Raw genomic sequence first — 13,147 nt, 5'->3', positions numbered from 1 at the left:
GCGTTCGGTTGCTAACCGTATTGCCGAAGAGATGGAAACCAAGCTTGGTGAGTTTGTTGGTTACAAGGTTCGATTCAACGATCAGATCTCTGAAAATACCCAAATCAAATTGATGACGGACGGTATCTTGTTGGCTGAAATTCAGCATGACCGTTTCTTGAATCAATACGACACCATCATTATCGATGAAGCGCACGAGCGCAGCCTCAACATCGATTTCATCTTGGGTTACTTGAAAGAGTTGCTGCCACGTCGTCCTGATTTGAAAGTGATCATCACGTCGGCAACCATCGACCCAGAACGCTTCTCAAAACACTTCAACAATGCACCAATCATAGAAGTATCGGGTCGTACTTACCCAGTAGAAACACGTTACCGCCCACTAAGCGGTGATGACGACAATGATCGTGACCAGCTTGAAGGCATCTTCGAAGCGGTAGATGAACTGTGCGATGAAGGTTTAGGTGACATCCTGATTTTCATGAACGGTGAACGTGAAATCCGTGATACCGCAGATGCATTGTCCAAACGTAATCTGAAGAGCACGGAAATTGTGCCGCTTTACGCGCGTTTGTCGGCAGGTGAGCAGAATAAGATTTTCCAACCTCACACTGGTCGCCGAATTGTACTGGCAACCAACGTGGCAGAAACCTCGCTAACTGTTCCGGGCATTAAGTACGTTATCGACCCGGGTACGGCGCGTATCAGTCGATACAGTTACCGTACTAAGGTTCAGCGTCTTCCAATCGAGCCAGTTTCTCAGGCGAGTGCGAACCAGCGTAAAGGTCGTTGTGGTCGTGTGGAAGAGGGTATCTGTATTCGTCTGTACTCAGAGGAAGATTTTGAGTCACGCCCAGAGTTTACTGATCCTGAAATCCTACGTACCAATCTAGCGTCGGTTATCTTGCAAATGACGGCACTTGGTTTGGGTGATATTCAAGCGTTTCCGTTTGTGGAAGCACCGGATAAACGTAACATCCAAGACGGCGTGCGTTTGCTGGAAGAGCTTGGTGCGATTAACTCTGAGGTAAAAGACCCGAAAAAACGCCTGACTTCCATTGGTCGCCAATTAGCGCGTTTGCCAATCGATCCGCGCTTGGCGCGTATGGTATTGGAAGCGCCAAAATATGGTGCGCTTAAAGAAGTGATGATCATCGCAGCTGCCTTGTCGATTCAAGATCCACGCGAACGTCCTTCAGACAAACAACAATCGTCAGACGATAAACATCGTCGCTTCTTCCATGAAGAGTCGGACTTCCTGACATTTGTGAATTTGTGGGAATACATCCAAAAGCAGCAAAAAGCCTTGTCTAGCAATCAGTTCCGCAAACAGTGTAAGCAAGACTATTTGAACTACTTGCGCGTTCGCGAGTGGCAAGACGTGTACTTCCAAATTCATCAGTCGATGCGTGAGATGGAGTTCAAGCTTAACGATGAGCCCGCTTCTTACCATGGCGTACACAGTGCCATTTTGGTTGGTTTGCTGTCGCACATCGGCATGAAAGACCAAGAAAAGAATGAATATCAAGGCGCGCGTAATGCTCGTTTCCATATCTTCCCTGCATCAGGTCTATTCAAGAAACAGCCTAAGTGGATCATGTCTGCTGAGTTGGTGGAAACCTCAAAACTTTGGGGTCGTATCATCGCAAAGATTCAGCCAGAATGGATTGAACCGTTAGCTAAACACCTTATTAAACGTAGTTACAGCGAACCACATTGGTCGAAGAAACGCGCTGCGGTGATGGCGCACGAAAAAGTGATGCTTTACGGCGTACCAATCGTACCGAAACGCTTGGTCAACTACGGCAGTATCGATTCGACCGTAAGTCGCGAAATCTTCATTCGTAGTGCATTGGTTGAGGGTGAATGGGAAACCAAACACGCGTTCTTTAAGCAAAACCGTAAGCTTCTGCAAGAAGTGGAAGAGCTTGAGCATAAATCTCGTCGTCGAGACATCTTAGTGGATGATGATGAGCTGTTTGATTTCTATGACCAACGTGTTGGTACTGAAGTCGTTTCTGGCAAACACTTCGATACGTGGTGGAAAAAGGCATCTAAAGAAAATCCGGAACTGCTGAACTTTGAAAAAGAGATGCTGTTCAAGGGTGATGCTAGCCATGTGACCGATTTGGATTACCCGAACTTCTGGCATCAAAATGGTTTGAAGCTCAAATTGAGTTACCAATTTGAACCAGGCGATGATAGTGACGGTGTCACAGTGCATTTGCCGTTGCCGATTTTAAACCAAGTTGAACCAGCGGGTTTTGATTGGCAGATCCCAGGTTTACGCCATGAGCTTGTGGTTAGCTTGATTAAATCGTTGCCAAAGACAATTCGTAAGAACTTTGTGCCTGCGCCAAACTATGCCGATGCATTCTTAGCACGTGTCACGCCAATGGAAGCGCCGCTGCTAGATTCATTAGAGAAAGAGTTGCGACGCATGACGGGCGTAGAGGTACTGCGTGAAGACTGGAACTTGGAACAAGTACCTGAGCACTTGAAAGTCACGTTCCGCGCGGTTGATCATCGAAATCGTAAACTGAAGGAACATAAAGACCTTCATGAACTGAAAGAAAGTTTGAAAGACAAAGTTCAAGAAACGCTTTCCAAAGTTGCGGATGACGATATCGAACAGCAAGGTCTGCATACGTGGAGTTTTGGAGAATTGCCGAAAGTGTATCAACAAAAACGTGGCGGCTACGATGTAAAAGCGTATCCGGCGCTTGTTGATACCAAAGACAGCGTTGAAATCAAACTCTACGAAACGGAGTACGAGCAGATAACGGCAATGCGTGCTGGTCAGCGTCGCCTAATTTTATTGAACGTACCGTCGCCAATTAAATATTTGCACGCCAACTTACCGAACAAATCGAAGCTGGGTCTGTACTTTAATCCATACGGCAAAGTGCTTGATCTGATAGATGACTGCATTGCCTGTGGTGTCGATAAGCTTATTGAAGAGCAGGGTGGTTTAGTTTGGGAGCCAGAGAAGTTCGAAGCGTTGAAAGAACACGTTCGTGCTGAATTGGGTGACACCGTTGTAGAGATTGCTCAACAGGTTGAGACTATTCTGACCACGGCGTTTAGCATCAATAAGAAGCTAAAAGGCAAGATCGACTTCACAATGGCGTTTGCTCTGTCCGATATCAAAGCACAAATTGAAGGCTTGATCTTCAAAGGCTTTGCAACGGAATGTGGCTGGAAGCGCTTGCCGGATATTCTTCGCTACATGCGCGCGATAGAGCGCCGTATGGAGAAGTTGCCAATCGATCCAAACAAAGATCGTTTACATATGCTGAAGATTGAATCTGTGACTCAAGACTATAAAGAGTTGCTGAACAAGATCCCGAAAGGTGTGGCCATTCCTGAAAATGTAAAAGAAGTGCGTTGGATGATTGAAGAACTTCGCGTGAGTTACTTTGCTCAACAATTAGGCACTCCTTATCCTGTTTCTGATAAACGAGTCAAAAACGCGATTGATGCTTGCTAATCAACCAGTAAAATAGTGTCAGATTTGTAATTATCGCTTAAGAAGTTGCTGGTACACTAATTGCTAGTAACTCAATAAGCATTATTTTTTAGTTCTGGGAGGCAATAGTTCGCCTCCCTTTATTTGTAGTACCAACGACTGAGTTATGCAGACGTGGGAATAATAAAGAGTAAAGGTAGATGATGAAAAAAACTCTATTAGCAGTCGCGCTACTTGGCGCATCTTCTGCGGCAATGGCGGATTCTTGGATTTACGGTGGTGCAACAGTAGGTCAGTCTGACTACAAAGGTGAGACAGACACATCATACTCTGTTCACGTTGGTACAGGCATTCTACCTATCATTGGTGTTGAAGCTGGTGTAACACAACACGGTGAATTTAACGTAAATGGTCAAGACACTAAGCTAACTTCTTACTACGCAGCACTTAAGCCAAGTATCGACTTCGGTCCGCTACACGTGTACGCAAAAGGTGGTTTCCATCAGTGGGACAAAAAAGTGAAAGGCGGCAAAGACGATGACGATTTGGACCTAATGTACGGTGTGGGTGCTGAGTACTTCATTTTTGGCCCAATGTCTGTTGGTGCTAGCTACATGAACTACACTGCTGGTAAAGACGATATCAGCACGTTCTCTGTTAACGCAACACTACATTTCCTATAAGCGTCAAGCTTTCTAACACCATATGAAACACACCGGCTTTATGCCGGTGTTTTTTTGTCTGGAAGTCACAAAACAAAAGTTGAACATAAATTATTCACTTTTAGAGTCTTAAAATGCCTATGCTTTCCAATATATAGTGGCGATTAAATGCGCATATTTGCGTAATGTTTCGCTTGGGAATCGATCAGGAAGGGATAGTATGAAAAAAACACTCTCGTTATTCGCTCTAACGTTGTGCTCAACGTCAGCAATGGCTGACTCTTGGATTTACGCTGGTGGCCAAATTGGTCAGTCCGATATCGACAGCGAAAATGATACAACCTACGGTATTCATGTCGGTACTGGTATTTTGCCGTTCATTGGCATTGAAGCAGGCTACTTTAACCACGGCAAAGTGGATTTATCTTTGAGTGGCAGCAGGGGTAGTGCTGATTTTGATTCATTCTATTTAGCGGCGAAACCTAGTATCGACTTCGGCCCGTTACACGTTTACGCAAAAGGCGGCATCAATGCATTCAATGTTGATTATGACGGCGGACTGAGAAACTTAGACAAAGATGATGGCGTCTCTTACATGTATGGTGTTGGTGCCGAATACTTCTTGCTTGACAATGTGTCTGTGGGCGCGAGTTATCAAGCGTTTGGCGTGGATATTGAAGGCGATAGCGATACCGTTAGCAGTGTAACAGGGAACATCACCTTCCATTTCTTATAACGCTCGCTGGATGAAAGGCTTGCTGATTTGGTTTCGTCGTTAATTGTGAAACCAAATCAGCGCAGGTCTTCTCTATTTGCGCAGTGACTGGCTATGAACTTAAGTATTTCTTGTGTCTTTTCTAGTCTACAACCTACGACAAAATCAATCGTTAGACCTCATAATTTTTGTGTTGATATTATTTCCCCTTCATCTGTCTCGAATTGAGCTTAAAATGCAATAAATCACGACTTTTTGCAAAAATATGTGATTGCTGCTAAAATTCGTCCCGCTTTAAAACTTTAGAGTTCAAATTAATGGAGGGCGGTATTGGAGTTCTTCTCACCTGAGGGGCGTTTCAAATTCACGTTAAATTTGTATTTATGGATAATGCATTTAAAAAATATAGTATTGATACAACCGATTATCAGGTTGGACAGGATAACGTTCAAAAGTGGGGATTCGATATACATAACCCGGTTTTTGGCATTAGTGCGGGGCTCGTTGTTTTCTGTCTGATTTCACTTCTTCTTGTTGAGCCAACCACTGCTCGTGACGTATTAAACGGTCTAAAAAACGGAATTATCGAACAGTTTGATGCGTTTTTTATGTGGTCGACAAACTTCTTCTTATTGTTCGCCGTTGCTCTTCTTTTTTCTCCGCTAGGTAAAATCCGCTTAGGTGGCAAAGAAGCAACGCCGGATCACTCAACCGTTTCTTGGTTGTCGATGCTTTTCGCCGCGGGTATGGGTATTGGTCTTCTGTTCTGGAGTGTGGCGGAGCCGACCGCGTACTTCACTGATTGGTGGGGAATGCCACTGAACGCAGTGCCATACACAGAAGAAGCGAAATCTCTCGCGATGGGTGCCACCATGTTCCACTGGGGTGTACATGGTTGGAGTATTTACGCACTCGTTGCGCTAGCATTAGCGTTTTTTGCCTTTAACAAAGGTTTACCACTTTCATTGCGCGCGGCGTTCTATCCAATTTTTGGTGACCGTGCATGGGGCTGGTTAGGTCACGTTATTGATATCCTTGCCGTTTTGTCGACGCTATTTGGTCTTGCAACGTCGCTAGGTCTGGGTGCTCAGCAGGCGACCAGTGGTATTAATCATGTCTTTGGTCTAGAAGGCGGCATTGGTACACAAATGATTGTGATCACCTTCGTTACCTTTATCGCGGTGCTATCAGTAATTCGTGGTATTGATGGTGGTGTTAAGCTACTGAGTAACGTCAACATGGTGGTTGCGTTTGCGCTGCTTATTTTCATTACCTTCATCACGTTTGATACGGCGTGGAGCTCGCTACGCGACACAACAATGGCTTACATTGAAAATATTATTCCATTGAGTAACCCTCACGGTCGTGAAGATGAAACTTGGATGCACGGCTGGACGGTATTCTACTGGGCTTGGTGGGTATCTTGGTCACCGTTTGTTGGTATGTTTATCGCGCGTGTGTCTAAAGGTCGTACGGTTCGAGAATTCTTATTCGCAGTCATCGTTATTCCTACAGTTGTTACTTTGATTTGGATGTCTGTGTTTGGTGGTATCGCGCTTGACCAAGTGGTGAATAAAGTTGGTGAGCTAGGTGCAAATGGCCTAACTGATATTTCATTGACTCTGTTCCATGTTTACGATGCGCTTCCGTATAGCTCAGTGATTTCAATGCTTTCTATCGTGCTGATTCTGGTATTCTTTATTACATCGTCAGACTCTGGCTCACTGGTTATCGATAGTATTACCGCCGGTGGTAAGATTGATGCACCAGTACCGCAACGCATTTTCTGGGCGTGTATTGAAGGTGCAATTGCAGCCGTAATGCTTTGGGTTGGTGGTAAAGAAGCCCTGCAAGCATTGCAATCAGGTGTTGTTGCAACAGGATTACCGTTTACTTTTGTTCTGCTGTTGATGTGCGTAAGTTTGGTGAAAGGGTTAAGAACAGAACTGCCAGCTTACAAATAAATACAACACGATCCATGATTGAGTTTAAATGCCGAGCCTAATGTGCTCGGCATTTTTTATTTCTACTTTTCTTTTCCAATAATTTCGTTACAGTTTAGGCTTATTCCCACCTCATTAAACTGCATTATGTCACTGGCTAAACTCATTCTTATTCGTGGACTTCCGGGTTCAGGTAAAACAACCTTAGCAAAACAACTAGCGATAGAGCTTGGTGCTAAGCATTTTGAAGCTGACATGTATTTTGAAAATGATGAAGGTGATTATCACTTTGAACCAGTTCAATTACCTCAAGCGCATGAGTGGTGTTTTCAGCAAACTAGAAAGTGGTTGAACAAAGGGAGAGTCGTGATTGTGAGCAATACGTTTGTTCGACATTGGGAGATGAAGCGTTACATGGACTACTGCATGAAGAAGCGCATCGAGGTGGAAATTAAAGTGTGCCACGGAGCGTATCAAAGCATTCATGATGTACCACCAGCGACGATAGAAAAGATGCGATGCCAGTGGCAAGAATGACCGTTACCAGAACCGGAAGTTATTGACCTCGTCCGTCAATCATCACAACGAATGTTTTGCTCATGATTGAAAGGTCCATTGAAATCCAAGAGTAAAACGAACCTAAGCTTAGTGCGTAACTGTGGTCAAACCCAACTTTGCGTCTTACATCTTCAATGCATGCATCATAGCCTTGGTTAACCTGAGCTAAGCCTGTGATACCTGGTAACACGCCATATGTGCGCTCTACAAAATAGGGGATTTCATCTTCCAATTTCTGGTAGAAAGCTGGGCGTTCTGGGCGCGGCCCAATCATCGACATTTCACCTCTCAACACATTAAAAAGTTGAGGTAGTTCATCTAAACGCGTTTTGCGTAAAAAGCGTCCTACTGGCGTGATGCGGGGATCATTTTCAGTTGCCCATACTGCGCCAGAGCGTTGCTCTGCATCAATATACATGGTGCGAAACTTCATGATTTGAAAAAGATCCATTTTTTCTGGTGTACAGCGCCCAACACGCAGTTGACGATAGATCACTGGGCCTTTCGATGTGGTTTTGATCGCTAGCGCGATAAATGGGAAAAGTGGTGCAGTGACGACCAAAATAAGCATTGCAACCAGTACATCAAACGTTCTTTTTGCGTGGCATACATTTGAATCGTAGCGTGAGTTTTTCATGATGCTTTCCTTATTGGTTGACGCGTTTCCAACGTCCATTTTCCATTCCGAGTAAATACTTCATACCGCCGATAAAGTTGGCGAGATGACCAATGACGATGTAACTAATCAGCTTAAAAGGTTTAATTGTGTTAAGTGCTGGCATCAAGTAAGTGATAAGCGCGATGCTATAAATACCAACTTGTGCGGACAGCATTACTTGAAACAGCGGATTGTGTGCCAGTAGTAGTGAGCAAATAAAGCAAACAATCATCAAATAGGGTGTTGCTAAGCGCAGAACCTTTCCCGATAGAAATGCAAAGGCAGTGCCACGATAACGAGGTAGCAGTAATTTCTTTAATTGCATGAGCTGCTGCATGTTACCTGCTGAAATTCTTAGGCGTCGTTTGAAATCTGCGTCATCTGAGCTTTGTTCGAGCTCAAGCGCCAGCATGTTTGGCTCGTAAATAGCGCTATAGCCTTGCAAAACGATTCTCATAGGGAGAATAAAGTCGTCATTAATGGTGCTAACTTCCAGTGGTTCAAATAAGTGAGTTCTGAAAGTGTAAAACGCACCGTGGGAACCAATCGTTGAACCTAACAAGGATTCTTGGTGCTTTACTCGAGACTGGTATTGCCAATACGCTGCTTCACCTTGGTTATCAGTGCTCATTATTTGATATGTTGCGTTAACCACTCCAACGTTCTCATTTTGATAATGCTGACTAGCTAGCAATAGAGAATCGCAAGAAATCAATGCCGACGTGTCACTCAGTGCGGTAATGTCCGAGCTAACATGACGCATTTCTTCGTTGAGTAGGGCAACTTTACCGCGATTGACTTGGTGATCATTAATAATGAACAGAGTATCAGAGCAGATTGCTTCTTGAATTGTCGCTTGAGCAATCTCGGCTGTGTTATCTGTGCAGCCATCACATGCGATCACTACTCTTAATTTATCCCTCGGGTAGTCTAGGCTCGCAAGGTTACGGATCTTCTCTGCTATCCATTGTTCTTCATTGTAGGCGGGCACGATGACAGTAATAGAGGGTAGCTGGCTGTCTGTTTTGGAGGCTTTGTAAGCTCGCTCTACAAATGGTGCTTTGGTTTCGTCTTGCTGTTTTAAAGGAAGCCACTTAAGGAGCAGTGGGTACCCAACGTGATGATAGACAATCAAAAACGCGGATAAACCAAACCCTATAATCCAAAGTAAATCATTCATAGCTAGCCTCCTTGGCCAAACGTGAGTAGCGACTCACCATGTCTCTGATATCAAAGTGTTTGAGAATAAAAGTTCGAGGAGAATGGTGTGATGATTCCAGTTGCTGTGATAACGCTTCGGCCAACGAAAACACGCGATTTGCTTCAACCAGTGTGCTGTTGTTCGGACAGAGCGTCTCTTTCACGCCGCCAACATCCGTCGCGACGCAAGGAATGTCACATGCTTGAGCCTCGAGGGTTGAGAGAGGAAATCCCTCTTGAAGTGATGGTAAGCAAAACAAGTCTAGGCTTTGGTAAAAGCTGGGCATATCGTCGACCAAGCCTAAAAAGGTTACTCGATCTTCAAGTTTTAACGTTCTAACTTGTGCTTCCAATTGAGCTCGCTGAGAACCATCTCCAGCAATGGCTAGGTGTGTGTTTGGCGTAAGATGAGAGAATGCTTCGATAAGCACTTTATGGCCTTTAACTGCTTCTAGACGCCCGGCAACGCCAATCACGATTTTGTCGGTTGGAAGTTCAAACAAGTGTCTTGTTGCCGTTTGGTCACCGCTTTTAAACTTCTGACAGTCAATCCCGTTATGGATAGTACAAACTTTGCGATACTTTAACTTAGTCTGTATTTGATGGGCGACAAAGTTAGCATCGGCAACTACTTGCGGGCGAATCATCGTTAGCAAAAGGGACTGCAGTCGAGCTGATTTTTTGTTATTAAGGTGCCATGCGTCGTGTTCGGTATGAATAACTACAGGTACGTGCGCTAAACGTGCCGCAATCCCACCATATAAGAGTGGTCCGATATGGTGAGTGTGGACCACATCAGGCTTAAGTCCTTTGAGCATGGAAGTCAGCGTACTGATGGTTTTTCCGCTGAATCCAGGTTTCTTATTAAGAAAGTGCAGTTGGCCTTGGTAGGACAATAGTTTTTGCCAGCCTTGTAGTGCATGTTCTTTGCTTCCTTCTAAGCTCACGACAAAAACGGAATGGTTGGGCTGCGCAAAACGAAGCATTTCTAGTACGAGCGTTTCTAAACCACCAGGAGCTAAGTGTTGCACGACGTGTAATATCACTTTTTTGCTGTGCTTAGTGTTATTGTGTTTTTGTCTGAATTCCATTTTCAAACCCTCGTTGAGTTCTTTGTTTATTTAGGAATTGCAGACTGCGTGCCAAAAAATTAATCATTTAAAAACAATAAGTTAATATTGATGTTTGTGAGGCTTTATGTTTATTCTCAATTTGAGATTCATATTAGTGGACATGCTATGAGGCTGTATAAGGCAGTAGTAAAAGAAAAGCACTCGCCGACCGAGTGCTTGTAAATGAGTTCTTATGGCGGTTAGTTTCCGTACACTACGTTAGGTAAAGTGGTGATGACAGGAACACCAAGGTGTTTTTCTAATGCTCTTTTAGAGCGGATAGAGTTATCGGCTAACTCTAGTATCGTCGCTAATCCAATGCCTAAACCAGCGCCACCAATAAATCCTAAAATGACAAATACAAAACTAGGTAAGTTAGTTGGAATCGTTGGCGTGAACGGTTCATCAATGATTTTTACGCGCTTATTCTCTTCAAACTCTCCCAAAGAACCCGTTAGTTGGGCCATCTCATAGCGTTCGACGAGTTCATCATACATTTCTCTCTTCACTGCGACGTCACGAGCTAAGCGGTTGATTTCTGTTGCTGTGCTCCCAAATTGGTGCGCATTTCGCTCTAATTCTTGGATCATGTCTCGCAAGCTGTTGGTTTCTTCCGTAAGTGCTTCAAAACGTCCGCGCATCATTTGTAATTGATGTAGTTGGGAGACAAGTAGAGGCTGTGCTTCGCCAAGACTGTTTACTGTGGTATTGCTCGCGATATCCCATAGTTGAGCACTGTTTAGTTCTGGTTGTTTAGAGTTCAAGAGTACCGAGCGTTCCTGCTCCAACCGGTTTAATTCTCGCAACTTACCTTGCACCAAACTATGCGCCTCTGTGTATTTAGCGCGAAGCAGGGTAAGTTCACTACGAATGTCGATGATTTGCTCTTCCAGTTTACCGATAACCGGGTTCGTTTTGGATAGTTGTTGATCCAAACTGCCTAGACTTCGTGAAACACCAGCAAGCTCCGCCTCCTTTTCGGCTAGCGTTTGTTTGAGGCTAGCAAGGCGAGTAAGGCTTTGAGCTTGCATTTCGGGTGTCGCGTCTGAGTAAGTATTTTTATACTCTGCAAAAGCTTGTTCAGCCTTGTCTAGTTCTTCCCTGCGTTTGTTGATATGGATAGTCAAAAAATGACTCGAATCTTTAATCGAAGAACGCTCAGGAGCCAAAAGCTGTTCGACAAAATGCTCTCTGACAGAGAGCAGCATCGACTCCATTCCTTCTGATTTACCACTTTGCAATTGAATTTGAATGAAGTCTTTACCGAGTGGCTGAACAGACAGGCGCGACGCAAGATCTTTTATGATGAACTCTTGCTCTTTTGCACTCATCTCGTCATTGATCAGCGATTGTTCTTTTGCGACAGAATACAAAACGTGTCGGCTTTTTAGCAGAGTACTGAGTGCGCTCAATCGGTCTTTAAGCATTGTTGAGACGGCAAGGTCTTGAAGGAACGGGTTCATTTTCGCTGTCTCTTGAATAAGCATGCTGGTATGAGCAACATAAGTCGTCGGAACCAGTTTACTTACGATGAAACCCAGCACAGGCAAGACAAGCATAGGGATAACGATCATGTAACGACGTCGCCAAGCGCCATGTAGTAATACACTAAGGTTCTCTCTCAAATCGTTCATAGCGTCCTCACTAATTTCTCAACTTGGTTGGCTCTTGCTTCCCAGCTTTGCTGTTGAACATATTGCTTTGAGTTTGCCGGGGGTGGGATCAGGTGATCGAGACTGGCGCATACATCTTCGACATTTTGAACTATGTGGAGCATATGCTTGTACGGCATTAATGCAGGAAACGACGTGCTAATAACGGGGGTTCCCGTTGCCAAATACTCAAGAAGCTTGAGGGGGTTACACGCTTTGATTTGAGCGTTATTAACAAAGGGCAACCAGCTTGCGTCCCAGTGTTGAGAGTAGCTTGGCAAAGTGTGATGAGCTCTTGGGCCGAGATAGTAAACGTTACTTCTTTGAGGTAGCGGATTGTCACTGAGTTCGTTGGGGCCGATGAAAACCAGATCCCAGTCAGGTGCTTGGTCTGCGACTTGGGCAATTAAGTCGTAATCTAACCATTCAGACAAACTACCATAAAAGCCCAGCACTTTGCGGCCGTTGTCAGGCAAGTCTTTGGCCTTCGGTGCTGGCTCAGAAAACAGACTAACGTTGACACCATGAGGCAAAGTGACGGTTTTATGTGATGGAAACTTGGTGGAGAGCGTATCGCTTGCCGTAAAGATAACGTTGGCCGCATTAACAAGAGTACGTTCGTGCTTTGTTACCGTGTCGTGGTCAACACCAGCTAAAGCGCTAAAGTCATCGCCACAATAGTAAATCAGTCCACGTGGGTTCATTTCTGCACAAACATCGGCAGCAGTCGGGAGCGACGTCCAAAATACAGGCTTATCAAAACCAAGAGCTTGTAATTGTTTGTTGAGTTGGTGTTTCATCATCTTAGCGGCCACTTTTCTTGCTAATGCAGAATTAGGGGCAGGAATGGTGAGCAAGTTGATGATGTGAATGTTTGGGTTTGTTTCAGAGTCCAATGTTGGCTTGTGTGAGCCTACGTTATGAAATACACGAGTGAATTTGTTTAACGCACGCTTTATGTCTTTAGAATCCAGCTTAGGTTGACGAAGGCCAATGGAGTTAACCCAAAGGATTCGATGGTTCGCTGCTAGTCGCTTGACAATATGCTGAGTGGAAGAGGGTAACCCACCAAAATCTTCTCCAAATACTACGATGTCCGTCATGTGGCTCTCCTTGAGTCTTGGTTATTTGATTACTAATTAAGTGAGTAATCACAATGCGTGCCAAGGAATTAGCCA

10 protein-coding genes are annotated in these 13,147 nt (G+C 44.5%); 5 read left to right on the top strand and 5 right to left on the bottom strand.

Annotated features, from left to right (window positions below):
* From hrpA to IQP38_RS05325, 5 genes are all read left to right on the top strand, one after another.
* A partial coding sequence (gene hrpA / locus IQP38_RS05345; protein WP_228009996.1) for an ATP-dependent RNA helicase HrpA occupies positions 1-3,490 on the top strand: 3,490 nt, incomplete at its 5' end.
* Between the two features lie 182 nt (positions 3,491-3,672).
* Positions 3,673-4,152 carry an outer membrane beta-barrel protein gene (locus IQP38_RS05340; RefSeq protein WP_021033871.1) on the top strand — a complete coding sequence of 160 codons (480 nt, stop codon included), beginning with the start codon at positions 3,673-3,675 and terminating at the stop codon, positions 4,150-4,152.
* Between the two features lie 199 nt (positions 4,153-4,351).
* Positions 4,352-4,867 carry an outer membrane beta-barrel protein gene (locus tag IQP38_RS05335; RefSeq protein ID WP_005377661.1) on the top strand — a complete coding sequence of 172 codons (516 nt, stop codon included), beginning with the start codon at positions 4,352-4,354 and terminating at the stop codon, positions 4,865-4,867.
* A gap of 362 nt (positions 4,868-5,229) precedes the next feature.
* Positions 5,230-6,810, top strand: coding sequence for a BCCT family transporter (locus IQP38_RS05330; protein ID WP_005377659.1), 1,581 nt, complete (start codon positions 5,230-5,232; stop codon positions 6,808-6,810).
* A 126-nt stretch (positions 6,811-6,936) separates the two neighbouring features.
* On the top strand, positions 6,937-7,326 hold the full coding sequence (locus tag IQP38_RS05325; RefSeq protein WP_193837384.1) for an AAA family ATPase: 390 nt from the start codon (positions 6,937-6,939) through the stop codon (positions 7,324-7,326).
* Between the two features lie 19 nt (positions 7,327-7,345).
* Here IQP38_RS05325 and IQP38_RS05320 read toward each other — a convergent pair whose 3' ends face one another.
* The 5 genes from IQP38_RS05320 to IQP38_RS05300 form a co-directional block, all read right to left on the bottom strand.
* A complete protein-coding gene (locus tag IQP38_RS05320) occupies positions 7,346-7,984 on the bottom strand; it encodes a sugar transferase (protein WP_005377654.1) in 639 nt (212 codons plus the stop codon).
* Positions 7,985-7,994: 10 nt separating this feature from the next.
* Positions 7,995-9,185, bottom strand: a complete 1,191-nt coding sequence (locus tag IQP38_RS05315) for a glycosyltransferase family 2 protein (RefSeq protein ID WP_017634936.1) — start codon at positions 9,183-9,185, stop codon at positions 7,995-7,997.
* A complete protein-coding gene (locus IQP38_RS05310; protein ID WP_053307080.1) occupies positions 9,178-10,296 on the bottom strand; it encodes a glycosyltransferase in 1,119 nt (372 codons plus the stop codon). Before IQP38_RS05310 ends, IQP38_RS05315 begins: the two co-directional genes overlap by 8 nt.
* A 221-nt stretch (positions 10,297-10,517) precedes the next feature.
* The gene (locus IQP38_RS05305; protein ID WP_005377649.1) at positions 10,518-11,951 is read right to left on the bottom strand and encodes a GumC family protein; all 1,434 of its coding nucleotides are present in this window, start codon (positions 11,949-11,951) and stop codon (positions 10,518-10,520) included.
* Positions 11,948-13,072 (bottom strand): glycosyltransferase, encoded by a 1,125-nt coding sequence (locus IQP38_RS05300; protein WP_053303088.1) that lies wholly within the window; start codon positions 13,070-13,072, stop codon positions 11,948-11,950. The genes IQP38_RS05305 and IQP38_RS05300 overlap by 4 nt, the downstream gene beginning before the upstream one ends.
* Positions 13,073-13,147 lie beyond the last annotated feature (75 nt).

Origin of the sequence: Vibrio sp. OPT41, assembly GCF_015163595.1 — a bacterium.
GTDB classification, from domain to species: Bacteria; Pseudomonadota; Gammaproteobacteria; order Enterobacterales; family Vibrionaceae; genus Vibrio; species Vibrio alginolyticus.
Note: the sequence above shows the minus strand (reverse complement) of the source record. Positions and strands in the feature narration are given on the sequence as shown.